Raw genomic sequence first — 22,711 nt, 5'->3', positions numbered from 1 at the left:
TCTTCTTAGCGCAGGAGGTTTTCCAGGGTGCGGCGGTAGATGTTCTTCAGTGGATCGATGAAGCGGACTTCGATGTGCTCGTCGATCTTGTGGATGCTGGCGTTCGGGGGGCCAAATTCTATCACCTGGGGGCAGATCTGGGCGATGAAGCGCCCGTCGGAGGTGCCGCCGGTGGTGGACAGTTCCGTGTCGACGCCCGTTTCATCCTTGATGGCGTGGCACAGCGCTTCGGACAGCGTGCCGCGTGGCGTCAGGAAGGGCAGGCCGGACAAGGTCCAGTCCAGCTGGTATTCCAGGCCGTGCTTGTCGAGGATGGCATGCACGCGCTCGCGCAGGCTCTCGTGCGTGGAAGCGGTCGAGAAGCGGAAGTTGAAGTCGATGTGCATGTCGCCCGGGATCACGTTGTTGGCGCCGGTGCCGGCCTTGATGTTCGACATTTGCCAGGAGGTCGGCAGGTAGTACTCGTTGCCGTGGTCCCAGACTTCGGCCACCAGGTCGGCCAGTGCCGGCGCGGCCAGGTGGATCGGGTTCTTTGCCAACTGCGGATAAGCGATGTGACCTTGTACGCCCTTGATGGTCAGGCTGCCCGACAGCGAACCGCGGCGGCCGTTCTTGATCATGTCGCCGAGGGTCTTGTCGGAAGTCGGCTCGCCGACGATGCAGTAATCGATGGTCTCGTTTCTCGCCCTCAGCTTTTCCACCACCGTGACGGTGCCGTCGGTAGCCGGGCCTTCTTCGTCGGAGGTGATCAGGAAGGCGATCGAGCCTTTGTGATCCGGGTGCGCGGCCAGGAATTCTTCGCAAGCGACCACCATCGCGGCGATCGATGTCTTCATGTCGGCAGCGCCGCGGCCATACAGCTTGCCGTCGCGGTGGGTCGGGTAGAACGGTTCGGACGACCACTTTTCGACCGGGCCTGTCGGCACCACGTCGGTATGGCCGGCGAACACCAGCACCGGGCTTTCCGTGCCCTTGCGCGCCCACAGGTTGGTGACTTCGCCGGAAATGATGGTCTCGCAGTGGAAGCCGAGCGGCTCCAGCCACGATTTCAAATGGTCCTGGCAGCCCTTGTCGTCAGGCGTGACAGACTCGCGGCCCAGCAGCTTCTCGGTCAGGTCGAGGGTACGGGAGGCGCTCATGCTGCGAAGATTTCCTGGTACATGGCGTCGTTGAAGCCGACGTGGGCCTTCGCGCCGGCACCCACCAGCACCGGGCGCTTGATCACGGACGGGTTTTCCAGCATCAGGGCGACTGCGGCATCGGCGCTGGTGACGGCAGCCTTGCGCTCGTCGGGCAGGGCGCGCCAGGTGGTGCCCTTCTTATTGACCAGCACTTCCCAGTCCAGGGTTTTCAGCCAGGTGCGCACGGTGGCTTCGTCCAGGCCCTGTTTCTTGAAGTCGTGGAAGGTGAAGTCATGCTGTTGACCAGCCAGCCATACGCGGGCTTTCTTGACAGTGTCGCAGTTGGGAATGCCGTAGAGGGTAATCATTCGGAAAATAATGTTGTGCGGGGGCGGCCTTGCGGCCGAAGGACGACATTATATCGTGCAGCGAGCGTGATAAGCCGTGATCGTTTTGCCAATGTTTCCTGAGAATGGCAAGAGGGCGGAGCTACCCGCCGCCACGCGCGCGCCTATTTTGACGCGGACACCTGACTGAATGCCGGCACGTACACCTCGCTGAATTCCGGCGGCAACCGCTTCGGGCGGCCACTGGACAGCTCTATGCAGACCAGGTCCCAGCGCGCGCGCAGAACCGTGGTGTTGTCGCGCTGGCGAACCAACTGAAAGCAGCGCTGCATCGATAGCGGGCTGTCGCCGGGCAGCAGCCAGGTGCCTAGCAGCAGATCCTCGCCTTCGTTGGTGGCGAAGATGTAATTGAACTCGCTGCGGCGGATCGCCATGCCGCGGTCCAACCGCTTGTAGTCCGCCAGCGTCAGGCCGAGTGCATTGGAGTGCGCCCAGCCAGCCTCTTCGCACCAGCGCACGTAGACCGCATTATTGGTGTGATCGAGGCCGTCGATGTCAGCCGCTCGCGGCGTGACCGGCAGGATGAAGGGCGCCGGCCGGTCCCATTGAGGCGCCGTCATGGCCGTGGCGCCTGCACCGGGGCCGGCTTGAGAACGACCGGGCCGTAGCCGCCCCTGGTCCTGGCCCAGCCTCGCCACGTGTCCCGGAACTCAATCTGCTCCGTGTGGTAAGCGATGCCTCCGAACTCCACCTTCAGTTCAACGCAATCTTTGCCCGCCACGCCGGACACCAGGCGCTGCTGGGGCGGGCTGTCAGGGTAAATCACGTCCGACGCATTGAAGCTTTCGCCAATATCGGCGATGCCGGCGCGGGGCTTGTCAAAGCGGCCCAGAAGGTTCAACACCTCCTGAGGCAGGTCGCTGAGCGAGGCGATGGGGTGCGCCGACACGGACGAGCAAGCCTGTGCGTGCACAGCGGGAAGGAGTGCGAGCAGCAAAACACCGGCCCGCACGATCAACGCTTCTTCAGGATGGAGCCCAGCACGCCGCGAATGATCTCGCGGCCAACTTGCGAGCCGATGCTGCGGGCGGCGGATTTCACCATCGCCTGCACTGCGGTGTCGCGCTTGCTGCTGCCGCCGAACAGGCCGCCCAGTACGTCGCTAAAGATCGAGCCGCCGCTGTCGGCAGGCGCTTCGGCTGGCGCTTGCGCGGTGCCCCGGCCCATCGGCCCGCGGCCACCCGGTGCGGGTGCAGGGGTGCCGGCGCCGGCGACGCGGCCAGTCAGCTTTTCGTAGGCAGATTCGCGGTCGACGGCTTTCTCGTACACGCCGGCCACAACCGAGCTGGCGCGCGCGGCCTGGCGTTCCGCTGCGCTGATCGGGCCCAGTTGCGATGCCGGCGGCAGCACGAAGGCGCGCTGCACGATCTGCGGCGTGCCTTTTTCGTCGAGGAAGGATACGAGCGCCTCGCCCACTCCAAGCTCGGTAATCACTTGCGCCACGTCGAGCGCCGGATTCGGGCGGAAGGTTTCAGCGGCCGACTTGACGGCCTTCTGGTCGCGTGGCGTGTAAGCGCGCAGTGCGTGCTGCACGCGGTTGCCCAGCTGGCCCAGCACGGTCTCCGGAATATCGAGGGGATTTTGCGTGATGAAGAACACGCCCACGCCTTTGGAACGGATCAGGCGCACCACCTGCTCGATCTTTTGCAGCAGGGCCTTCGGCGCTTCGGCAAACAGCAGGTGGGCTTCGTCGAAGAAGAACACCAGTTTCGGCTTATCGAGGTCGCCCACTTCCGGCAGGTTTTCGAACAGCTCGGACAGCATCCACAGCAGGAACACCGCGTAGATGCGCGGTGCGTTCATCAGCTTGTCGGCAGCGAGGATGTTCACCACGCCTTTGCCTGCCGCATCGGTCTGGATCAGGTCGTCGATGTTCAACATCGGCTCGCCGAAGAACTGCTCGCCGCCTTGCTCTTCAATCGCCAGCAGGCCGCGCTGGATGGCGCCGATGCTGGCCGCGCTGACGTTGCCGTAGCTGGTCTTGTAGTCGGCGGCATTGTCGCCCACGTGCTGCAGCATGGCGCGCAAGTCCTTGGTGTCGAGCAGCAGCATGCCGTTGTCGTCGGCGATCTTGAACACCAGCTGCAGCACGCCTTCCTGGGTATCGTTCAGGTTCAGCATGCGCGCCAGCAGGGTGGGGCCGAGGTCGGAAATGGTGGCGCGTACCGGGTGGCCCTGTTCGCCGAACACGTCCCAGAAGGTAACCGGGCAGGCGGCCCATTGCGGGGTTTCCAGCTTCAGCGCTTCCAGGCGCTTGGCCATTTTTTCGCCCAGCACGCCGGGTTTCGCCATGCCAGAGAGGTCGCCCTTGATGTCGGCCATGAAGACCGGCACGCCGATGTCGGACAACGATTGTGCCATGCGCTGCAGCGTGACCGTCTTGCCGGTGCCGGTAGCGCCGGTGATGCAACCGTGGCGGTTCACCAGGCTGGATAGCAGGTCGAGGGAAAGGGCGTCGGTTTTGGCGATCGGCAGGGCGGTGCTCATATTGGGGCGGAATTTCTTGTTGATATGAAATTCTGATCATACCTCATCGCATGCCGTTTGCAGCTTACCGCGCGTCCTGATGATTTCATCGGCAAACTTGTTCAGCCCTAGCCAGGATCGGCAAGAACCGGACCGCAGATGTGCGGCGCAGCGCTTGCCTCGGCAAGCGCTGGCACTGACAGCCCCGCGCGCCAGGTCAGGAGTTCAGGGTGAACTCGGTGAAGGAGGCGTCGGTCGGGGATTTCAGTTCTTCTTCCTCGACGGCTGGCGGCGTTTCCATGCCGTGGTTCAGCAGCCACAGCAGGTTGGTGGCCGAGTCGGCGTTGGCCAGGGCTTCATCCTTGGTGATGGAGCCGTCCATGACCAGCCTGTACAGCGCTTGCTCGAACGACTGCGAGCCCGGCGACAGGGATTTTTCCAGCGCTTCCTTGATCTGGCCGATCTCGCCTTTTTCGATCAGGTCCGAGATGTAGCGGGTGTTGACCATGATCTCGACCGCTGGCGTGCGGGTGCCGCCGCCGGCCGAACGGATCAGGCGCTGCGACACGATCGCCTTGACGGTCGAGGACAAGTCCTGCAGCAGTGCAGGGCGGTTCTCGATCGGGTAGAAGGAAATGATCCGGTTCAGCGCGTTGTACGAGTTGTTGGCGTGCAGGGTCGCCAGCACCAGGTGGCCCGACTGCGCGTAAGCCATGGCCGATGCCATGGTTTCGCGGTCGCGGATCTCGCCGATCAGGATGCAGTCCGGCGCCTGGCGCATCGAGTTGCGCAGGGCGGTGTAGAAGTCCTTGGCATCGCTGCCGATCTCGCGCTGGTTGACGATCGACTTCTTGTTGCGGAACAGGTATTCGATCGGGTCTTCCAGCGTCAGGATGTGGCCCGAGCGCAGTTCATTGCGGTGGTCCAGCATGGAGGCGATGGTGGTCGACTTGCCGGAGCCGGTCGCGCCGACCAGCAGCACCAGGCCGCGTTTTTCCATGATCAGGTCGGCCAGCACCGGCGGCAGGCCCAGTTCGCCCAGCGGCGGAATGCTGGCCGGGACGAAACGGAAGACAGCGGAAATGCTGCCACGCTGGCGGAAAGCGGACAGGCGGAAGCGGCCCAGGTTGGGCACGGAGATACCCATGTTCAGCTCGTTGGTCGTATCCAGTTCTTCCAGCTGCTCGGGCGAGCAGACCTCAGCCAACAGGGCTTCCAGGTTCTCGGGTTCGAGCTTTTGCTGGTTGATCGGGATCAGAAGGCCGTTGATCTTCAGATGCACCGGCGAGCCTACGGCAAAAAACATGTCCGAGGCGTTTTTTTCCTTCATTAGCTGGAACAGGCGGTCCATAGCCATTTTTTGGGTATCTCCTTGTTACGGTTATACGCCGCGCAGCAATTCGTTAATGCCTGTTTTGGCGCGGGTTTGTGCGTCGACGCGCTTGACGATCACGGCGCAGTACAGGCTGTACTTGCCATCAGCCGATGGCAGCGAGCCCGAAACCACGACGGAGCCGGCCGGCACACGGCCGTAGAATACCTCGCCAGTGGTGCGGTCGTAAATCTTGGTCGACTGGCCGATGTACACGCCCATCGAAATCACCGAGTTTTCTTCCACGATCACGCCTTCCACGATCTCGGAACGGGCGCCGATGAAGCAGTTGTCCTCGATAATGGTCGGATTGGCCTGCATTGGCTCGAGCACGCCGCCGATGCCCACGCCGCCCGACAGGTGCACGTTCTTGCCGATCTGTGCGCAGGAACCAACGGTGGCCCAGGTGTCGACCATCGCGCCTTCGTCGACGTAGGCGCCGATGTTCACATAGGAAGGCATCAGCACCACGTTCTTGCCGATGAAGGAGCCGCGGCGCGCCACGGCTGGCGGCACCACGCGGAAGCCGCCCTTGGCGAAATCTTCGGCCGAGTAGTTGGCGAACTTGGTAGGAACCTTGTCGTAGAACTGCATGGTGCCGTCGGAAGGCATGACCACGTTGTTCTCCAGGCGGAAGGACAGCAGCACGGCCTTCTTGATCCACTGGTTGACCACCCAGGCGCCATTTTCTTTATGGGCTACGCGCAGCGAGCCGTTGTCCAGGCCAGCCAGCACGTGGTTGACGGCATCGCGCACTTCCGCGGTGGCGTTGGACGGGTTGATCTCGGCGCGGTTGTCCCACGCGGTTTCAATGATTTGCTGGATGCTCATGATTTAGCTAGTTGGTTACAGAATTGAACGATACGGCGCGCCGCTTCAAGGCCTTCCTCGGTTTCGGCAACCAGCGCCATGCGGATGCGGTTGCGGCCCGGGTTGACGCCGTGGGCGTCGCGCGCCAGGTAGCTACCCGGCAGCACGGTGACATTGTACTCGGCGTGCAGGCGGCGGGCGAATTCGGTGTCGGACAGGCCGGTGCGGGTCACATCGGCCCACAAATAGAAGCTGGCGTCCGGCATTTGCACGTCCAGCACTTCCTGGATAAGGGGCGTGATGGCGGCGAACTTGGCGCGGTATTGCGCGCGGTTTTCCTCGACATGGGTTTCGTCGTTCCAGGCGGCGACAGAGGCGGCCTGCACATGCGGGCCCATGGCGCTGCCGTGGTAGGTGCGGTACAGCAGGAATTTCTTCAGCACTTGCGCGTCGCCGGCCACGAAGCCGGAGCGCATGCCCGGCACATTGGAGCGCTTGGACAAGCTGGAAAACACCACCAGGCGGGCATACGGCTCGCCTTCCCGGGTCAGTCCCAGGATATTGGCCGCCTGCATCGCGCCCAGCGGCGGCTCGTCGCCATGGTAGATCTCCGAGTAGCACTCGTCGGCGGCGATAATAAAATTATAACGATCGGACAGCGCGAACAGGTGCTCCCAGTCGGTCAGCGTCAGCACGGCGCCGGTCGGATTGCCCGGCGAGCAGATGAACAGCAGGCGCACGCGCTGCCAGACTTCTTCCGGCACGCTGTCGTAGTCCGGCGCGAAATTGCGGGCCGGATCGGAATTGACGAAGTACGGCTCGGCGCCTGCCAGGAATGCCGCGCCCTCATAAATCTGGTAGAACGGGTTGGGGCACATCACCAGTGCGCCGGTATCGGGCGCGATCACGGTCTGCGCAAACGAGAACAGGGCCTCGCGCGAGCCGTTTACCGGCAGCACCTGGGTGGCGCGGTCCAGCGTCGGCAGGTCGTAGCGGCGCTCCAGCCAGGACGCGATGGCGTTGCGCAGCGCCTCGCTGCCGGCGGTCAGCGGATAGTTGGCCAGCCCGTCCAGGTTATCGACCAGGGCCTGGCGGATGAAGGCCGGGGTAGGGTGCTTTGGCTCGCCCATGCCCAGGCTGATAGGCTTGAAAGCGGGATTGGGCGTGCTGCCGGCAAAGAGCTGGCGCAGTTTTTCAAACGGGTAGGACTGCAGCTTGTCGAGATGTGGATTCATGGCGCATACGGCTGGTTGAACCATTGATTATAGCCGTACTGCGCAACAGTGGCGTTGCTGCAAAATTGACAAGGGGATATGATCGTTTCATGGACGCCGCAACCTCCGAACCAGATGTGCTGCCGCAGGAACCGGTGCGCGACGCTGCCGTCACGCGGCGGGTGGGGCAGTTGCGCCTGATTGCCGGCCTGGTGCAGGGTGGTGTGTTATATTTTTTGTATCATGCGCAGCAGTCCGGCAACTGGCCGGCCAGCCAGCCGATGCTCTACCTGCCGCTGGTGCTGGCCGCCATCGTCCTGCCCGTCCTGCTGATTTCCAGCCTGGGCCATCTCGAGCGTCGTCCGCTGGCTTTGTGGCTGGGAGCCGCCGCCGCCGTGCTGGCGGTGGTTGGCATGCATGATGCGTGGCGCAATGCCTTCGACCATGCGCCGTTGCTGCGGCCAAGCTTCCTCGTGTTCCCGTTCGTCATCGGTTTCTTTTTTGTCGCCCATAGCCTGGTGATGGCAGGAGCGCACGACAGGCGCTGGGTCGCCCATTACGCCACCTGCTTCGAAAGTGCCTGGAAACTGGCGATCCAGTTGTTGTTTTCCGCCCTGTTCGTGGTTGGTATCTGGCTGGTGATGTGGATGGGCGCCGCATTGTTCGGCCTCCTGAAGCTGAATTTCCTCGAAAAGCTGCTGATGAAGTCCTGGTTCTCGGTGCCGCTGGTATGCGTGGCTTTTTCCAGCGCCATGCATACCACCGACGTGCGGCCGGCGATCGTGCGCGGCATCCGCAGCCTGCTGCTGGTGCTGAAAGCCTGGATCCTGCCAATCGCAGTGCTGCTGGTCGGCGGATTCCTGGCTGCATTGCCGTTCACCGGCCTGGAGGTGCTGTGGCAGACGCGCCACGCCACCGCCGTGCTGCTGGCTAGCAGCGCAGTACTGGTGGTGCTGGTCAATGCCGCTTTCCAGGCGGGCGACGCGGCCGCAGGGCTGGCGGGCAGCGTCCGTTTCTCGGCGCGGCTGGCCTGCTTCCTGTTGCCGCCGCTGGCCATGCTGGGCGTGTATGCGCTCGGCCTGCGCGTGGCCGATTACGGCTGGACGCCGGACCGCGTGATCGCCGCCGCCTGCCTGCTGGTGGCAGTGTTCTATGCAGGCGGCTATGTGTACGCAGCCGTGCGCCGGGGCGGGCCGTGGCTGGATGGCTTGCGCCAGGTGAACCTTGCGGCAGCGATGCTCTCGCTGGCGGTTGCGCTGTCGCTCTTTACGCCGCTTGCTGATCCGGCACGCATATCGGTTGCCAGCCAGGTGGCGCGGCTGGCCAGTGGCGCAACGGCGACGGACAAGTTTGACTATGGATTCCTGCGCTTCCGCGGCGCGCGCTATGGCATGGAAGCCTTGCAGACGCTCGCCGCCCACGGCGCCGGTCCGCAGGCTGCAGCCGTTCGCACCCGCGCGGCAAGCGTATTGAGCCAGCGCTACGAGGATCGCGGGGAGACCGGCACTGCCGGGCCGGCCGATATTGCCGCCAACCTGAGCGTGTGGCCGCAAGGCGTCCGGATGCCGCCTGGCTTCCTCGCGCAGGACTGGGCCGCTGTCCGCTATCCGGCGTGGGCGCCGGGCTGCCTGCGCCGCGCCGGCAGCCGGTGCGACGCGGTCTTGCTGGATGCCGACGGCGACGGCCGGCAGGACGTTTTGCTGGTCGGAGAAAACCGTGCCGATGGCGCGGCGCTCCTGGCCGAGCGGGAGGGACGGTGGCAGGTCATCGGCCGGCCGCCCAAGTCGCTCGCCGGATGCGCCGGCTTGCAGGAACGCCTGAGGGCCGGCGAATTCTCGCTGGCAGCGCCACGCTTGCGCGATCTCGAGGCTGGCGGCCAGCGGATCGTGCTGGCGCCGGTCGAATCGATCGAACCCGATTGCGCGCAGGCAGGCAGCGCTAGCCGGTAGCCACGCCCTGGCTCTCCAGCAGCGCCTTCATGCGGCGCCAGTGCGAGCCGCGCCAGAACACACCCCGGCAGACGTCGCAGGTCAGGAATTCCTCTTGCGATGCGCGCACCGAAGGCGGAAGCTGTTCCGCCACCTCGGCCTTCGGCACCGGCCGCAGCGGCGCATTGCAGGCCAGGCACAGCGTGAACGGCCGCGCGCTGGCCGCCAGGTCCAGGCGCTGGAAGAGCTCCGCAAACTGCTCGGCAGGCTTCAGGGCACGCACATAGCAGCCGTGCGTAATCCCGCGCCGCTTCAGCAATTCGCGGTCGCGGGTGAGGGCGACCCGGCCTTCCTCCGCCGACAGCGCTGCCACGGTCGGATCGTCGATCCGGTTGTCGTACAGCGTATCGAAGCCCGCCATGCGCAGCAGCCGCGCCAGGCCGCCAAGGTGGGCGTCGGCCACGAAGCGCACCAAGCGCAATGGCTCGGCGCGCACGCGCAGCAGCGGCCGCACGTCGAACGCCTCGAACTTGGGGTAGACCGCCACCCGGTCGCCATCGCACAGCAGGCGCTCGAAGCCCGACGACTCGCCGTTGACCAGGATCAGTTCGACTTCGGTATGCGGCACGCCAAGCGCCTCGATCATGTGCTTGGTGGTGGCCGCGCGTGCGCACGGTACGGTGAACTCAACCTTGCGCCGTTCGCGCGGCAGGAAGTCGTTTAGTTCTTCGTAGAAGCGGAAGGTGGCGTTGACCATACGCCAGTTTAACTAATCAGCGCCTAAGCCGCAGCCGCAACGGGGCGCAGCGGGCAATCTTCCATCCGCTCGCTGAGGCGGTGCAGCAGCTCGCCGCGCAACGACTGCAGGCCGTCGATGCGACGGTCGATCTCGGCCAGCTTGGCTTGCAGGGCTGTGCGCAGGACCGCCGCGCTTTGTTCGACAGGCGCCGCCAGCAGCGGCAGATCCGCCTCGATTTCCTGCAGGGTGAAGCCCAGCGCCTGCGCGATGCGGATATAGCGCAGCCAGTCCACCGCTTCCGTGGGATAGTCGCGGTAGCCATTTGTGCTGCGGCGCGCCGCCAGCAAGCCGCGCTTTTCGTAATAGCGCAGGGTATCGCGGCTGATGCCCGTTGCTTCAGCCAGTTCGCCGATCTGCATTTCGCCGTCTCCAAAAAAGTGCTTGACCATGGAGTGTACTCCAAGGTTTAAGCTGCGCAGCATGAATACTTCAAATATCCGCAAACTGGTGCGCGCCAGCGCCACCTACGACCTGCTGGTGACGGCACCTTTCGCCACCCCATGGACCTTCGCCATCGCCCACGGCCACCTGTCCGCGCTAAACGAAGCGCTGGGCGGGCCGCCGTTGCCGGCCTTCGGCGCCATCCACATCCTGTTTGCCTGCCTGCTCGGCAGCATCGTGCTGGTGTGGTCCTGGCTGCGGCTGCGCGACCCGCAGCCGCAGTTCGCCACCTACGACGGCACGGCACGCCTCATGTTCAGCACCTGGTTTGCCTGGACACTGGCCGGTGGCGGCATGCCGCTGGTCTGGCTGTTCGTCCTCCCCGAATTCGCCTTCGGCGTGGTGCAGTGGTATGCCGTCCCGCCCTTAATCCGACGTGGCAGCGGCCGCCGCGAGGATCAGCTTGGCGACATCGCCGGGGCGCGAAACGTGCGGTGAGTGGTCGGCAGGCAGTCTGACCACCTGTGCCGAGATATTCTTCGCCATGTCCTTCTGCAGGGCCGGCGCCAGCATGTTGTCCTGCTCGCTCACGAAGTACCACGACGGCTTGCTCTTCCAGGCCGGGACGCCGACCTTCTCTTCGAAATTGAGGCCGCGGATCGGAACCTGGGTAGCCGCCAACAGCTTTGCTTCCGCGGCCGGGACATATTGCCCGAGGTGTTTCTGCACCCCTTCAAGCGTGAGGGTCAGGAAGCCTTCCTTGTCGGCCACCAAGTGGCTGAAGCACGAAGGTGTCGGGTAGCCCTTGGACGCGGTCACGATCGACTGTCCTTCGGCGGGAGCGAAAGCCGCGATGTAGACCAGCGATTTGACGCGCTCATGCCGGCCAGCTTCGGTGATGACGACGCCACCCCAGGAATTCCCCACCAGGACGACCGGGCCGGCCTGCATGTCCAGCACGCGCCTGGTCGCGGCGACGTCGTCGGCCAGCGAAGTCAATGGATTCTGGACCGCCACTACTTTCAAGCCTTTTGCCTCCAACTGTGGAATGACCTTGTTCAATACCGAGCCGTCGACAAAGGCGCCATGGACCAGGACCACGGTAGGCTTGGCCGGAGCGGCGCCGCCGGTTGCGGCAGCTGACATGCATGCAGGTATTCGTGAAAGCGGTGGAGCTTGGTTCGCTCTCTGCGGCAGCGGAAGAGCTCAACATCTCGTCGCAGTTGGCGGGCAAGCAGGTGCGGGCGCTGGAGCAGGGCCTTGGCATCAAGCTGCTGAACCGCACCACGCGCCGGCAAAGCCTGACGGACGGCGGCCGCATCTTTTACGAGAGGGCCAAAGGCATTCTGGCCGAGATGGAGGCGGCCGAAGCGCTGCTGGCGGAAACCCGCGCCGTGCCAAGGGGGCGGCTGCGCATCAGCGCACCGATCACCTTCGGCAGCCGGGCGCTCGCCGGGGCCATTCCCGAGTACCTGAAACAGAACCCTGAAGTCACGCTGGATCTCAGCCTGAGCAACCGGACGGTAGACCTCATCGAGGAGGGATACGATGCCGTGTTCCGCACGGGCGAACTGCCCGATAGCGGCTTGCAGGCACGGCGGCTGGCACCGTACCGCATGGTCCTGTGCGCGGCGCCGGCTTACCTCAAAACGGCCGGCAAGCCGAAAACGCCCCAGGACCTGCAAGCACACGAGTGCCTGGTGTTCTCGCACACCACGCTGCGCACGGCATGGGAATTCGACGGGCCGCAACGACGCGAGTCGGTTTCAATCCGCGGCAGGTTCTCGACCGACAACAGCGAAGCCCTGCGCGCCGCAGCCGTGGCCGGGCAGGGAATAGTCCTGCACCCCCACGAATTGCTGGCCGAGGAAATCGCCGCCGGCCGCCTGGTGCGGCTGTTGCCGGGCTACGAACCAGTGGCTCGCGCTTTGCACGTGCTGTATGCGCCCGACCGGCGAATGACGCCAAAATTGCGAAGTTTTCTCGACTTTGCTGTGCAGAGGTTCGGACCGGGGTAAGCTTAGGTCCAGCAGGTTTTTCCGCGAACCCTGGAAACGGAGGAGATATGCAAGCGCAACCTTTGATTGCTGTCAGCAACGTCGAGGCGGCCAGCCGCTGGTACCAGAAAACCCTGGGCCTGAAGAGCGGACACGGCGGCAACGAGTACGAGCAATTGCTGCATGACGGACGCATGGTGCTGCAGCTGCACCGCTGGGATGCCCACCATCATCCTCACATCGGCAATCCCGAACAGCGCCCCTACGGCAACGGTGCGCTGCTGTGGTTCTGGACTGACGACTTTGACGATGCGGTCGATCGCGCTACTGCAGCCGGCGCCACCGTGCTGGAGGGGCCGAAGGAAAACAGCAACGCGCAGCACCGCGAACTGTGGCTGCGCGATCCGGAAGGTTACGTTGTGGTGCTGGCAGGGCCTTACGGCGACGTCGGGATGTAAGCTGCGTCGCTCAGCTTAGCCAGGTCGCCCGTGCCACACGCAGCATATTGCGGCCAAGGACTTGCTCGATCTCGCTGGGCGCCATGCCCAGCTTGCGCAATTCCAGCGGCAGCGACCTCCAGGCATAGATCGGCACGAAGGAAGGAGAACGGCCGGCGCGATAGCCGGCCGACTCCGGCCACCACCAGCCGGGATTGAAGCCGCCGGGCGGCGTATCGTCCAGGTCTTTTTCGCTGAAGCAGATATCCAGGCCGACACCTGCGTGGGCCACGCCCACCAGGTCGGCGACATAGGCCACGTGCCGCGCCACGTCCGCCGCTGTCGGCTGCTCGCAGCCCAGGAACCACGACAGGCCCGACACGCATACCACGCCGCCTGTCGACGCGCAGGCCTGGATCTGTTCATCGGTCACATTGCGCCCGTGCGGCACCAGGGCAAACGGATTGGCGTGGCTGAACACCACCGGTTTGCTGGAAGCTTCCATGATTTCAAGGCTGCACAGGCGGCCAGTGTGGGAGCAATCGACGATGATTCCAGCGTCGTTGACCGCCTTCAGCACCCGATGGCCCAGGCGCGTCAGGCCGCGTGCCATATCGTGGCAACCATCGGCCACGTTGTTGTTGCGGTTGTAGGCGAACAGCATCTGGCGCACGCCCAGCCGGGCATACACTTCTGCCATTTCCGGCTGCTCCATCAAGGGCATGGCGCCTTCCATGTCGAAGCCGATGGCCAATACGCCGTCGGCCGCAGCCTGGATCACTTCATCCACGCCGGACACTAGGCGATAGCGGCCCGGATTGGCGGCGATGGTGGCGCGGTAGCCGGCGATGACCGACATCACCTGCGACACGGGATTCATGTCCGCGCCCACGGCGATCGACACGTAGTTCACGCCAGCGGAATGGAGCTGGTCGAGCGGAGAGAAATCCGCCTGCGGATGCTGCGGCAGGCAGATGTGGGCATCCCAGTTGATCATTTCTTGTTGTGATTGTTGGTATATTGATAGCAAACGTATAGTCGCACGAAACCCGGCACAAGGTATACTGCCGGCTTATCCCAACGAAGCACGCCATGACATTTTCCAGCCTGGGCCTCGCGCCCGCACTGCTCAACGCCATCACCGAGACCGGCTACAGCACCCCCACCGCCATTCAGGCCGCCGCCATCCCTCCCGCCCTGCGCGGCGCGGACGTGCTGGGGCAGGCGCAAACCGGCTCCGGCAAGACGGCCGCCTTTGCGCTGCCGCTGCTGAATGCCTTGCTCGAGGCGGGCCGTCCAGGTGCCGGCCCGCGCAAGCTGCATGCGCTGGTGCTGGCGCCCACGCGCGAGCTGGCGGCGCAGGTTGGAGAAGCGTTGCGCGGGCTGGCATCGCACCTTCCGTCGCCGGTCAAGGTCTCGGTCGCCTTTGGCGGCGTTTCGATCAACCCGCAGATGATGGCCCTGCGCGGCGGCACCGACATCATGGTCGCCACCCCCGGCCGCCTGCTCGACCTGGTCGAGCACAATGCGCTCAAGCTGGATGGCACCTCGGTGCTGGTGCTGGATGAAGCGGACAAGCTGCTGGACATGGGCTTCGCCGACGAAATCTCCCGCATCCTCGCGCTGCTGCCGGCGCGCAGGCAAAACCTGTTCTTTTCCGCCACCTTCCCGCCGGCGGTGCAGGCGCTGGCCGGCAAGCTGCTGCACGAACCGGTGCGGGTCGCCACGCTGGACGAAGCAGCGTCCGCACCCGACATCACCCAGCGCGCCATTGAAGTGGACCAGGCGCAGCGCACCTCGCTGCTGCGCATCCTGCTGAAAGACGAGGGCTGGAAGCAGGTGCTGGTGTTCGTGGCCACCAAATACGCCTCCGAGCACGTGGCCGACAAGCTGCGTCGCGGCGGCGTGGCAGCGGAAGCCTTCCACGGCGACTTCAGCCAGGGCGCCCGCACCTCGGTACTGAACGACTTCCGCGAAGGCAAACTGAAAGTGCTGGTCGCCACCGACGTCGCCGCGCGCGGCATCGACATCGCGCAACTGCCGGTGGTGGTCAACTACGACTTGCCGCGCTCACCGGCCGACTACACCCACCGCATCGGCCGCACCGGCCGCGCGGGCGCCTCCGGCCTGGCGGTCAGCTTCATCCCCCCCGACGCCGAACAGCATTTCCGCCTGATCGAAAAGCGCCAGAACGTACGCGTCCAGCGCGAACGCCTGGCCGGCTTCGAACCGACCACGGCAGCCAAGCCACTGCCCCCCGGCGCCAGCGACGGCACCGGCGGCATCAAAGGCAAGCGCAAGAGCAAAAAAGACAAACTGCGCGAAGCCGCCGCCAACACCAACAACGGCTGAGCCCGTGTCACACCATGGGGTCACACCCTAAGTGTGACACGACCTCAACCGCGCGGCATGCTAGAGCCCGTGTCACACCTGGGGTGTGACCCCAAGGTGTGACACGGACTCGGCTGTTATGGAGTGGTGGCGAGCTTGATGCGGCGGCGCAGGCGTTCGGCTTCGGCGGTGTCGCCGGCTTGTTCGGCGCGCTGCAATTGCACGTTCAGCCAGGCCAGGACGGCGCGGCGCCAGCCTTGGGCTGAGGCGGTGTTGATGGCCGTCGTCACCAGTTCGGGCGTGGCGCGGTTGGCGCGCATCAGGGCGCCCGCGGCGACCATGCGCGAGAGCGGGTCGCTGATGGCGGCGGCGGCCATCGCGGCTGCGGTGTCGCTGGATGCACCGGCTACGGCGCGTTGCGGCTCGGGCAGCAGGGCGGCATCGGACGGGGTGGCGCGTCCAGCCAGGTAGCGGGCGTAGGCTTGGTCGGCGGCGGAAGCGTCGGCTTGCAGCGGCGTGAAGCCGGCGCATTCTTCATATGCCAGGGCTGCTACCTGTACCGCGCAGCGCAGCAGCTCGATCCGGATCGCCAGCGCGGGCTGGGCGGTGCTGCCGACCTGGTTGCGGGCCAGGCTGAACTCGCGCTCGGCGACGGCTGTCTTGCCTTCCATGTAGGCCGAAGTTGCGCGCTCGGTGGCGCCGGCGGCGTTCAACTGCCAGTCCGGCACGCGCGGGCCGCTGCTGCAGGAGGCCAACAACGCGGCGGCCAGTACCGCGGCGAGTGTCGACATTCTCATGGAAGTTTGATCTCCGGTTCGCTGCGCTTGAACGGCCATTTGCGATTCAGCTCATTGATCATCTGTTCTACCTTGCGCAGGTTGGCGTCGACTTCGGCGCGCAAGGCGCCGAGGTCTTCGGTGGCGGCGCGCGTGTTGGCGCCGACAGCTTGCGCTTCCACCAGTACCGCATCGAGCTTTTTCAGCGAGTTGCGCGCGTCTGCCAGCAGGGCATTCAACTGCTGCACCGCCGCCTGCGTATCGTTGGCCAGGCCTTTTTCACCGAACACGCGCTTGTCGGCGTTGCCGACCAGGCTGTCGGCCTTCACTACCAGCGAATTGGCATTGCGCAGCAGTTCTCGCGCTTTCTGGTCTTCGCCTGCCAGCACGCCGAGCGCGCCGCCGGGGCCATTCAATTTCTCGGTCACGCCTTGCACATTGCGCAGGCTGGTGCCGAGTGCGGATTCTTCGGCGGTCAGCGCCGCCAGGTTGTTCAGCAAGTCCTTGGCCGATTGCAGCAGGCGCGGGATTTCGGCGGCCATGTCGCCCACCAGCAGCGCGCGCTCGGCATCGGGCGGCAAGGGCGGGTCGGCCGGGATGCCGGTGAAGGCGCGCAGCTTGGCGCCGCCCACCAGGCTCTTTTCCAGCGTGAAGATGCTGGTGGTGCGCAGCCAGTGCGCGTCCTTGCTCGGTACGTCGACCAGGATGCGGGCCTTGCCGTCCGGCGCCAGCTCGATGCGCTGCACGCGGCCGATCGGGAAGCCGGCGAAGGTTACGTCCATGCCGACCGCCACGCCTTCGGAGTCGTCGGCGGTCAGCACCAGCCGTTGCGTGGGCTCGAAGGCGCCGCGTGCGTACATCAGGTACATGATCGCGCCAAGCACCAGGGCGACCAGCAGCACCAGCAGGGCAACTGCCTTGGCTTCGGCGTTATGGATCGGCGCCGGCTCGGCACCGGTAGCGGGGGGAGTCGTTTCGCTCATATCGTCAATAGTAATTACCCATCAGGGATGCGGCTTCCACCACCAGGATCACGGAAAACATGCGCACCATGTCGGCCAGCCCGTGTGCTACGCCGATGCGCCGCAGCGGACTGGAGGCGCCGGTGAAGTAGGAGGAAGCCAGCGGGATCACCGCTACCGCGAGGCTGAAAAACACTACCTTCAGGACCAGGATCAGGCACACCGCCGGATTGAAGATCTGTCCCACGACGCGGGTGTAGCCCGGCAGCGCCCATGGCGTGAAGCCGTACATCACCAGGTAGGCCAGCACCAGGGTAAGCAGGCAGCTGACGGCAGCCAGCATCCACACGGCGAATACGCCCGCTGCGGCGCGCGGGTAGAACTGGGTGCGCAGGGCGGCGCGTGCGTCGGGCGCATGGCCGGCCAGCCTTTGCTGCGCGAATTCGACGCCAGCGGGCAGGGTGGTGCGCAAGGCCACGAACAGCGCCGCCGTCAGCGGCACCAGTTCCAGCACCAGTACGCGCACCACCATTTCCAGCGCATAGCGCGACAGGCCGTAGCTGGCCGAGGTGACGACGACGATACGAATGATGACGAGGCTGATCAGCGCGCAAAGCACGGAAAACCAGGCCAGGTTGGCGGTGGTGGCAACGACGATCTGTTCGGACAGCATGCGCCGGTTATCGCGCCGGTAGCTGGATGGCGCCAAGGCGCGCGTCAGCAGCAGTGCGGCGAACTGCAGCAACTGCCACCAGCTGGTCAGCCACGCGATTGCAGGGCGGTAAGCGTTCATTCCGGCATACTAGCATTAACGACAAGCTATGGTGTATCGTACTATGTTATGAAACTACTAAAACTGCTCCTGGCAGCAGCCTTGGTGTGCTGCTCCTTCGTGGCTTCCGCCGCCCCCGATTCCGCAACGCTGCTGCCGCTTGATCCCCAGATCAGGACCGGCAGGCTGGCCAACGGCCTCACTTACTATGTCCAGCAGAACCGCCGCCCGGAAAAGCGCGTTGAACTGCGACTGGTGGTGAAGGCCGGTTCGGTACTGGAAGACGAGGACCAGCTTGGCCTGGCCCACTTCACCGAGCACATGGCCTTCAACGGCTCGACCCATTTCAAGCGCCACGAGCTGATTTCGTGGCTGCAATCGGTGGGCGTGAAATTCGGCGCCGACCTGAATGCCTACACCGGCTTCGATGAAACGGTGTACATGCTGCCGATCCCGGTCGACAAGAAGGAAAACCTGGACAAGGGCCTGCTGGTGCTGGAAGACTGGGCCCAGGGCGTGACCTTCAACGATGCCGATATCGAGAGCGAGCGCGGCATCGTGCTGGAAGAACTGCGGCTGGGCAAAGGTGCGACCGACCGCATGAACAAGGTGCTGCTGCCGAAGATCTTCAACGGCTCGCTGTATGCGAGCCGGCTGCCGATCGGCAAGGCGGAAATCCTGAAGTCCTTCAAGCCCGATGCGATCCGCCGCTTCTACAAGGACTGGTACCGCCCGGACCTGATGGCGGTGATCGTGGTGGGCGACGTCGATCCGCAAGAGGCCGAGCGCCTGGTGGCCAGCCATTTTTCAAAGCTGGTGAATCCCGCCAACCCGCGCCCGCGCACCTACCCCCCGATCCCGGAACGCAAGGAGTCGGAAGCCATCGTGGTCACCGACCGCGAGGCGCCGTCAAATCTGGTGACGATCCGCTATCGCTTCATCGAGCGCACCGAATCGAAGACTGTCGGCGAGTACCGCAACCGCATGGTGGAGTTGCTGTCGGCAGCGATGCTGAGCCAGCGCATCGCCGAACTGTCGCAGCAACCGAACCCGCCTTTCCTGCAAGGCTATAGCAACATGGCCAAGGCGGTACATGGCCGGCAGGCCTTCGTTTCGAGCGCCGTGGTGGGCAAGGCCGGCGCATTGCCGGCCATCCGCGCCGTGGTCGAGGAAGGCGAGCGTGCGCGCCAGCTTGGCTTTGGCGCGGCTGAAATGGAGCGCGCCAAGAAGAATATGATGCGCTTCATCGAGAACCTGTACAACGAACGCGACAAGACGGAGTCGGCGGCCTACGTGAGCGAGTTCACCCGCCACTTCCTGGATGGCGAATCGATGCCCGGCATCGAAAACGAATACAGCTATTACAAGGAGCTGCTGCCGGGCATCACGCTGGAAGAAGTCAATGCCCAGGTGCGCAACGCCATTCCGGTCGGGCAGAAGAAGCTGGTCATCTTCATGGGCAACGACAAGTCGGGCACCGTGGTGCCGCAGGCGACGCAGATGCTGGCCACCGTGGAGGAGGCCGAAAAGGCCACCGTGTCGGCGCATGAGGAAAAGGCACTTGCTGCCAGCCTGATGGCGCAGCCGCCCAAGGCCGGCCGCATCGTCAAGGAAAGCACGGACAAGCTGCTGGGTACCACCGAGCTGCTGCTGTCGAACGGCGTGAAGGCCGTGTTGAAGCCGACCGATTTCAAGAACGACCAGGTGCTGATGTCGTCGACCCGTTTCGGCGGGCAGTCGCTGGCGGAGGAGGGCGATATCGTCAACGCGCGCTATGCCACCGCCATCCTCGCCAGCATGGGCGTCGATGGCTATGCGCCGCTGGACCTGCAGAAAATGCTGGCCGGCCACAGCGTGCGCTCGGCCTTTGCCTTGGGCAGCGTGACCGAAGGATTTGCCGGCGGTTCCAGCAGCAGCGACGTCGAGACCATGCTACAGCTGGCCTACCTGCAAATGACCCAGCCGCGCCGCGACCAGGCGCTGTTCGATGTCTTCATCGACAAGCAGCAGGAGCAGGCGCGCAACGCCCAGGCGCGTCCCGAGGCGGTGCTGACCGATACCATGCGCACGACCATGTACGGCAACCATCCGCGCGTGGGCCTGACGCCGCGTCCGGAAGAGCTGGACGGCATTCGCCTCGAGCGCGTGATGGCGCTGCAGAAGGAGCGCATGTCCAGTGCTTACGGCATGACCTTCTTCTTTGTCGGCAGTTTTGACGTGGCGAAGATCAAGCCCTTGCTGGCGACCTACCTCGGTGGCCTGCCGGCTGCGAAAATACCTGTCGAATACAAGGACCGCCATGTACGCCCGGTGCGCGGCGTGGTGAAGAAGGAAGTGCGCCGCGGCCGCGAAGCAAAGAGCCAGGTCAGCATCATCTTTGCGGGCGAAGCCGGTTTCAACGAGGTCGAGCAGATGCGCCTGCGCGCCCTCATCGAGATCATGCAGATCAAGCTGACGGAAGCCTTGCGCGAGCAGCGCGGCCTGGTCTATACCGCAAGCATCCATGGCGGCATGGCGCGCCATCCTTACCCCAGTTACACCATCAATATCGGCCTGCCGACCGCGCCGGAAAACGCGGACAAGGCCATCGAAGCCACCTTTGCCGAAGCGCGCAAGCTGCAGGAGAAGGGACCGGAGGAGGCCGACCTGGCCAAGGTCAAGGAAAACTGGACCAGCAACTACCGCAAGGCCTTGCGCGAAAACGGCTGGTGGCTCGTCAACCTCCAGCAGTCGCTGGTCAACAGGACCGATTCCAGGCTGCTGCTGCGTCAGAACGACATGATCGCCAGCCTGACCGTGGCGGACGTGCAGGCCGCCGCCAGGCGCTATTTCGACTTCAATAATTACGTGCAGGTGGTGATGCACCCAGCGGAGAACAAAGCTGATGCCAAGCCCGATGCAAAGCCGGAGGCGCCCGCCGAAGCTGGTAAACTGCCGGATTGATTGTGATTTTGAGTTGTTTTAAATGCATGGTTTCCGTCCCGACCTGGCGCGCTGGCACCAGCTCCCATCGCCTGCCTGGCTGGCGCGCCTGCTCGATGGCGTGCCCGTGCCGGCAGCGCCGGGCGGGGCGTGGCGCCTGTTTGAAGTAGGCTGCGACAGCCTCGCCGCCTACCTGTCCGGCCATATTCCGGGCGCTGGCTATATCGACACCAACCGCCTCGAACGGCAGCCGCACTGGAACAAGGTTTCCGACGATGCCTTGCTGGCGCTGCTGCTGGAAAACGGCATCCGCCACGACACCACCGTCATCCTGTACGGCCGCAACTCGCTGGCCGCTGCCCGTGCTGCCCACCTGATGCTGTATGCCGGCGTGGCCGACGTGCGCCTGCTCGATGGCGGCTTCGATGGCTGGCTGCGGGCCGGCCATGCGCTGGAGCGGGGCGCCGGCCAGTTGCCGCAAGCTGCGGCAAGCTTTGGTTCCACCTTTCCGGCGCGCCCGGACTTCCTGATTGACACCGCCCAGGCGCGCGAACTGCTGCAGCAGCCGGACGGCGCCCTGGTCAGCATCCGCACCTGGCAGGAGCACGTCGGCGCCACCTCCGGCTACAGCTATATCGATGCCCGCGGCGACATTCCCGGCGCTCGCTGGGGCCGTGCCGGCAACGATGGCGACGTGCACAGCATGAGCGAATACCAGCACGCTGACGGGACCATGAAACCTCCGGCGGAGATCAGCGCGCTGTGGCGCCAGGCGGGGATCGAGCCCGGCCAGCGCACCGCTTTCTACTGCGGCACCGGCTGGCGGGCTTCGCTGGCATTCTTCTATGCCTGGTTGATGGACTGGGAGCGCATCAGCGTGTACGACGGCGGCTGGTGCGAGTGGAGCCGGGTCAATCCGCCTGCATCATGTAGCGGATCGCGGCCTTGAGCTGGTCGGCATCGAGTTCTTGCCTGCCGCCGCGGGCCGGCATCGCGCCCACCCCTCTCATGGCATTGCGCACCAGGCCATCCAGGCCGCCGGCACGCGCCATGCGCTCCTGCCACTCCTTGCGGTCGCCAAGCTTGGGCGAACTGACCATCACATTCTCGCTTGCGTGGCAGGCGATGCAGACCGTTTCATATACCTCGCGGCCAAGCCGGCCCTGGCTTTGGGCCAGGGCCGGCAGGCAGGCCAGCAGCCCGCAGGCTGCCAGCAGGGCGGTTGCCAGCCGCATGATTACTTCTTGCCTTCCTTGGCGTTGAACATTTCCTTGGCGTAGACGATGCCCAGGCCATAGCCGCCGCCGTGTTCAGAAGCGATCTTCATCACGGGAGCGTAGGTCTCGCCCCGCGCCCAGTCGCGCTGCAGTTCCAGCATGTACTGCAGCCAGGTCACGGGGCGGGCGCCGGCCTGCACCATGCGCTGAACGGCCATGTCATGCGCTTCCTTGCTGACGCCGCCCGAGGCGTCGGTCACGATGTACACCTCGTAGCCCTGGTCGATGGCCGACAGTACCGGCTGCACCAGGCATACCTCGGTCCACAGCGCCGCCATCACGACTTTCTTGTGTCCGTTCTTTTGCACGGCGTCGACCACGCGCTGGTCTTCCCAGGTATTCATGGTGGTGCGGTCGATCGGGGCTTGTTCAGGAAATACCGCTTGCAGCTCGGGGAAGATCGGGCCGCTGAAGGACTTGGCGGCGACGGTGGTGAGGATGGTCGGCACCTTGAAGGTCCTGGCCGCCTTGGCCAGGCCGGTCACGTTGTTGCGCAGTTCGGCGATATCGATGGACCGCGTGGCGAAAGCCATCTGCGGCTGGTGGTCGATCAGCACCAGGGTGTGGTTCTTTGGCGTCAGCAACTGTTCGGCAGGCGGTGCGGCGTGGGCGCCGGCGCTGAAGGCGAGGATGACTGGCAGTGCTGCTTTGATCAGGGTCTTGAAATTCATGGTGTGCTCCGTTGTTGTGGGGTTGCGATGGAGTGAACTTTAATAAATCCGGATGCCGTAATAAACTA

At 64.6% G+C, this 22,711-nt stretch carries 24 protein-coding genes; 7 read left to right on the top strand and 17 right to left on the bottom strand.

Annotated elements, in window-relative coordinates:
- Positions 1-5 precede the first annotated feature (5 nt).
- The 8 genes from dapE to dapC all read right to left on the bottom strand — a co-directional run bounded on the left by dapE (position 6) and on the right by dapC (position 7,411).
- The gene (gene dapE, locus ACN9MU_RS22400; RefSeq protein ID WP_426336144.1) at positions 6-1,139 is read right to left on the bottom strand and encodes a succinyl-diaminopimelate desuccinylase; all 1,134 of its coding nucleotides are present in this window, start codon (positions 1,137-1,139) and stop codon (positions 6-8) included.
- Positions 1,136-1,489: an ArsC family reductase gene (locus tag ACN9MU_RS22395; protein ID WP_426162648.1), complete on the bottom strand. Its 354-nt coding sequence runs from the start codon at positions 1,487-1,489 to the stop codon at positions 1,136-1,138. The genes dapE and ACN9MU_RS22395 overlap by 4 nt, the downstream gene beginning before the upstream one ends.
- Before the next feature lie 143 nt (positions 1,490-1,632).
- The gene (locus tag ACN9MU_RS22390) at positions 1,633-2,088 is read right to left on the bottom strand and encodes an acyl-CoA thioesterase (RefSeq protein WP_426343479.1); all 456 of its coding nucleotides are present in this window, start codon (positions 2,086-2,088) and stop codon (positions 1,633-1,635) included.
- Complete coding sequence (locus ACN9MU_RS22385) at positions 2,085-2,417, bottom strand: hypothetical protein (RefSeq protein ID WP_426343478.1); 333 nt, start codon at positions 2,415-2,417, stop codon at positions 2,085-2,087. Before ACN9MU_RS22385 ends, ACN9MU_RS22390 begins: the two co-directional genes overlap by 4 nt.
- A 65-nt stretch (positions 2,418-2,482) precedes the next feature.
- Complete coding sequence (locus ACN9MU_RS22380; protein WP_426336141.1) at positions 2,483-4,015, bottom strand: helicase HerA-like C-terminal domain-containing protein; 1,533 nt, start codon at positions 4,013-4,015, stop codon at positions 2,483-2,485.
- Positions 4,016-4,211: 196 nt separating this feature from the next.
- The gene (locus ACN9MU_RS22375; protein ID WP_426162642.1) at positions 4,212-5,351 is read right to left on the bottom strand and encodes a PilT/PilU family type 4a pilus ATPase; all 1,140 of its coding nucleotides are present in this window, start codon (positions 5,349-5,351) and stop codon (positions 4,212-4,214) included.
- 24 nt (positions 5,352-5,375) lie between these two features.
- The gene (dapD, locus tag ACN9MU_RS22370) at positions 5,376-6,197 is read right to left on the bottom strand and encodes a 2,3,4,5-tetrahydropyridine-2,6-dicarboxylate N-succinyltransferase (RefSeq protein WP_426162641.1); all 822 of its coding nucleotides are present in this window, start codon (positions 6,195-6,197) and stop codon (positions 5,376-5,378) included.
- On the bottom strand, positions 6,194-7,411 hold the full coding sequence (dapC, locus tag ACN9MU_RS22365; protein WP_426336139.1) for a succinyldiaminopimelate transaminase: 1,218 nt from the start codon (positions 7,409-7,411) through the stop codon (positions 6,194-6,196). Before dapC ends, dapD begins: the two co-directional genes overlap by 4 nt.
- An 89-nt stretch (positions 7,412-7,500) precedes the next feature.
- On the opposite strand from dapC, the gene ACN9MU_RS22360 reads away from it, so the two are divergent.
- Positions 7,501-9,339 (top strand): DUF4153 domain-containing protein, encoded by a 1,839-nt coding sequence (locus ACN9MU_RS22360; protein ID WP_426336138.1) that lies wholly within the window; start codon positions 7,501-7,503, stop codon positions 9,337-9,339.
- Here ACN9MU_RS22360 and ACN9MU_RS22355 read toward each other — a convergent pair.
- Positions 9,329-10,075 (bottom strand): Mut7-C RNAse domain-containing protein, encoded by a 747-nt coding sequence (locus ACN9MU_RS22355; protein WP_426336137.1) that lies wholly within the window; start codon positions 10,073-10,075, stop codon positions 9,329-9,331. The genes ACN9MU_RS22360 and ACN9MU_RS22355 overlap by 11 nt on opposite strands.
- Positions 10,076-10,098: 23 nt before the next feature.
- Positions 10,099-10,506 carry a MerR family transcriptional regulator gene (locus ACN9MU_RS22350; RefSeq protein ID WP_426318600.1) on the bottom strand — a complete coding sequence of 136 codons (408 nt, stop codon included), beginning with the start codon at positions 10,504-10,506 and terminating at the stop codon, positions 10,099-10,101.
- Positions 10,507-10,537: 31 nt separating this feature from the next.
- Here ACN9MU_RS22350 and ACN9MU_RS22345 point away from each other — a divergent pair, with 31 nt between their 5' ends.
- Complete coding sequence (locus ACN9MU_RS22345) at positions 10,538-10,996, top strand: hypothetical protein (protein ID WP_426336136.1); 459 nt, start codon at positions 10,538-10,540, stop codon at positions 10,994-10,996.
- Here the strand turns inward: ACN9MU_RS22345 and ACN9MU_RS22340 are convergent.
- A complete protein-coding gene (locus ACN9MU_RS22340) occupies positions 10,925-11,644 on the bottom strand; it encodes an alpha/beta fold hydrolase (protein WP_426343477.1) in 720 nt (239 codons plus the stop codon). The two genes, ACN9MU_RS22345 and ACN9MU_RS22340, sit on opposite strands and share 72 nt — an antisense overlap.
- Here ACN9MU_RS22340 and ACN9MU_RS22335 point away from each other — a divergent pair.
- Positions 11,629-12,516: a LysR family transcriptional regulator gene (locus ACN9MU_RS22335; RefSeq protein ID WP_426343476.1), complete on the top strand. Its 888-nt coding sequence runs from the start codon at positions 11,629-11,631 to the stop codon at positions 12,514-12,516. The two genes, ACN9MU_RS22340 and ACN9MU_RS22335, sit on opposite strands and share 16 nt — an antisense overlap.
- A 47-nt stretch (positions 12,517-12,563) precedes the next feature.
- Positions 12,564-12,953, top strand: a complete 390-nt coding sequence (locus tag ACN9MU_RS22330; protein ID WP_057259270.1) for a VOC family protein — start codon at positions 12,564-12,566, stop codon at positions 12,951-12,953.
- Between the two features lie 10 nt (positions 12,954-12,963).
- Here ACN9MU_RS22330 and ACN9MU_RS22325 read toward each other — a convergent pair whose 3' ends face one another.
- On the bottom strand, positions 12,964-13,929 hold the full coding sequence (locus ACN9MU_RS22325) for a dipeptidase (protein WP_426343475.1): 966 nt from the start codon (positions 13,927-13,929) through the stop codon (positions 12,964-12,966).
- Positions 13,930-14,024: 95 nt separating this feature from the next.
- Here ACN9MU_RS22325 and ACN9MU_RS22320 point away from each other — a divergent pair, with 95 nt between their 5' ends.
- Positions 14,025-15,284 carry a DEAD/DEAH box helicase gene (locus ACN9MU_RS22320; protein ID WP_426343474.1) on the top strand — a complete coding sequence of 420 codons (1,260 nt, stop codon included), beginning with the start codon at positions 14,025-14,027 and terminating at the stop codon, positions 15,282-15,284.
- Positions 15,285-15,400: 116 nt separating this feature from the next.
- On the opposite strand, the gene ACN9MU_RS22315 is transcribed toward ACN9MU_RS22320, so the two are convergent.
- Genes ACN9MU_RS22315 through ACN9MU_RS22305 form a run of 3 tightly spaced genes read right to left on the bottom strand, consistent with a single transcriptional unit; the run spans position 15,401 to position 17,794 of the window.
- Positions 15,401-16,054 carry a hypothetical protein gene (locus ACN9MU_RS22315; protein ID WP_426336133.1) on the bottom strand — a complete coding sequence of 218 codons (654 nt, stop codon included), beginning with the start codon at positions 16,052-16,054 and terminating at the stop codon, positions 15,401-15,403.
- A 2-nt stretch (positions 16,055-16,056) separates the two neighbouring features.
- On the bottom strand, positions 16,057-17,022 hold the full coding sequence (locus ACN9MU_RS22310; protein ID WP_426336132.1) for an MlaD family protein: 966 nt from the start codon (positions 17,020-17,022) through the stop codon (positions 16,057-16,059).
- 4 nt (positions 17,023-17,026) lie between these two features.
- Entirely contained in the window at positions 17,027-17,794 is a 768-nt protein-coding gene (locus tag ACN9MU_RS22305; RefSeq protein WP_426343473.1) for an ABC transporter permease, read from the bottom strand.
- A gap of 48 nt (positions 17,795-17,842) precedes the next feature.
- Here ACN9MU_RS22305 and ACN9MU_RS22300 point away from each other — a divergent pair, with 48 nt between their 5' ends.
- Together ACN9MU_RS22300 and ACN9MU_RS22295 are read left to right on the top strand one after the other, a co-directional pair.
- Positions 17,843-20,716 (top strand): M16 family metallopeptidase, encoded by a 2,874-nt coding sequence (locus ACN9MU_RS22300; RefSeq protein ID WP_426318593.1) that lies wholly within the window; start codon positions 17,843-17,845, stop codon positions 20,714-20,716.
- Between the two features lie 22 nt (positions 20,717-20,738).
- Complete coding sequence (locus ACN9MU_RS22295; RefSeq protein ID WP_426318592.1) at positions 20,739-21,644, top strand: sulfurtransferase; 906 nt, start codon at positions 20,739-20,741, stop codon at positions 21,642-21,644.
- Here ACN9MU_RS22295 and ACN9MU_RS22290 read toward each other — a convergent pair.
- Both ACN9MU_RS22290 and ACN9MU_RS22285 read right to left on the bottom strand, forming a co-directional pair.
- Positions 21,607-21,930 carry a c-type cytochrome gene (locus ACN9MU_RS22290; protein WP_426162621.1) on the bottom strand — a complete coding sequence of 108 codons (324 nt, stop codon included), beginning with the start codon at positions 21,928-21,930 and terminating at the stop codon, positions 21,607-21,609. The genes ACN9MU_RS22295 and ACN9MU_RS22290 overlap by 38 nt on opposite strands.
- A gap of 2 nt (positions 21,931-21,932) precedes the next feature.
- The gene (locus ACN9MU_RS22285) at positions 21,933-22,643 is read right to left on the bottom strand and encodes a hydrolase (protein ID WP_426318591.1); all 711 of its coding nucleotides are present in this window, start codon (positions 22,641-22,643) and stop codon (positions 21,933-21,935) included.
- Between the last annotated feature and the right edge of the window lie 68 nt (positions 22,644-22,711).

It is taken from the genome of Pseudoduganella sp. R-32 (assembly GCF_049913245.1).
Taxonomy (GTDB): Bacteria; Pseudomonadota; Gammaproteobacteria; order Burkholderiales; family Burkholderiaceae_D; genus Rugamonas.
This window is presented reverse-complemented; position numbering and strand designations above follow the sequence as displayed.

Excerpts from the sequence above, each read along its gene's own strand:
- dapE (WP_426336144.1), bottom strand. The coding sequence starts at position 1,139 with ATGAGCGCCTCCCGTACCCTCGACCTGACCGAGAAGCTGCTGGGCCGC.
- ACN9MU_RS22395 (WP_426162648.1), bottom strand. The coding sequence starts at position 1,489 with ATGATTACCCTCTACGGCATTCCCAACTGCGACACTGTCAAGAAAGCC.
- ACN9MU_RS22390 (WP_426343479.1), bottom strand. The coding sequence starts at position 2,088 with ATGACGGCGCCTCAATGGGACCGGCCGGCGCCCTTCATCCTGCCGGTC.
- ACN9MU_RS22380 (WP_426336141.1), bottom strand. The coding sequence starts at position 4,015 with ATGAGCACCGCCCTGCCGATCGCCAAAACCGACGCCCTTTCCCTCGAC.
- ACN9MU_RS22375 (WP_426162642.1), bottom strand. The coding sequence starts at position 5,351 with ATGGCTATGGACCGCCTGTTCCAGCTAATGAAGGAAAAAAACGCCTCG.
- dapD (WP_426162641.1), bottom strand. The coding sequence starts at position 6,197 with ATGAGCATCCAGCAAATCATTGAAACCGCGTGGGACAACCGCGCCGAG.
- dapC (WP_426336139.1), bottom strand. The coding sequence starts at position 7,411 with ATGAATCCACATCTCGACAAGCTGCAGTCCTACCCGTTTGAAAAACTG.
- ACN9MU_RS22360 (WP_426336138.1), top strand. The coding sequence starts at position 7,501 with ATGGACGCCGCAACCTCCGAACCAGATGTGCTGCCGCAGGAACCGGTG.
- ACN9MU_RS22355 (WP_426336137.1), bottom strand. The coding sequence starts at position 10,075 with ATGGTCAACGCCACCTTCCGCTTCTACGAAGAACTAAACGACTTCCTG.
- ACN9MU_RS22350 (WP_426318600.1), bottom strand. The coding sequence starts at position 10,506 with ATGGTCAAGCACTTTTTTGGAGACGGCGAAATGCAGATCGGCGAACTG.
- ACN9MU_RS22345 (WP_426336136.1), top strand. The coding sequence starts at position 10,538 with ATGAATACTTCAAATATCCGCAAACTGGTGCGCGCCAGCGCCACCTAC.
- ACN9MU_RS22340 (WP_426343477.1), bottom strand. The coding sequence starts at position 11,644 with ATGTCAGCTGCCGCAACCGGCGGCGCCGCTCCGGCCAAGCCTACCGTG.
- ACN9MU_RS22330 (WP_057259270.1), top strand. The coding sequence starts at position 12,564 with ATGCAAGCGCAACCTTTGATTGCTGTCAGCAACGTCGAGGCGGCCAGC.
- ACN9MU_RS22325 (WP_426343475.1), bottom strand. The coding sequence starts at position 13,929 with ATGATCAACTGGGATGCCCACATCTGCCTGCCGCAGCATCCGCAGGCG.
- ACN9MU_RS22320 (WP_426343474.1), top strand. The coding sequence starts at position 14,025 with ATGACATTTTCCAGCCTGGGCCTCGCGCCCGCACTGCTCAACGCCATC.
- ACN9MU_RS22315 (WP_426336133.1), bottom strand. The coding sequence starts at position 16,054 with ATGTCGACACTCGCCGCGGTACTGGCCGCCGCGTTGTTGGCCTCCTGC.
- ACN9MU_RS22310 (WP_426336132.1), bottom strand. The coding sequence starts at position 17,022 with ATGAGCGAAACGACTCCCCCCGCTACCGGTGCCGAGCCGGCGCCGATC.
- ACN9MU_RS22305 (WP_426343473.1), bottom strand. The coding sequence starts at position 17,794 with ATGAACGCTTACCGCCCTGCAATCGCGTGGCTGACCAGCTGGTGGCAG.
- ACN9MU_RS22300 (WP_426318593.1), top strand. The coding sequence starts at position 17,843 with ATGAAACTACTAAAACTGCTCCTGGCAGCAGCCTTGGTGTGCTGCTCC.
- ACN9MU_RS22295 (WP_426318592.1), top strand. The coding sequence starts at position 20,739 with ATGCATGGTTTCCGTCCCGACCTGGCGCGCTGGCACCAGCTCCCATCG.
- ACN9MU_RS22290 (WP_426162621.1), bottom strand. The coding sequence starts at position 21,930 with ATGCGGCTGGCAACCGCCCTGCTGGCAGCCTGCGGGCTGCTGGCCTGC.
- ACN9MU_RS22285 (WP_426318591.1), bottom strand. The coding sequence starts at position 22,643 with ATGAATTTCAAGACCCTGATCAAAGCAGCACTGCCAGTCATCCTCGCC.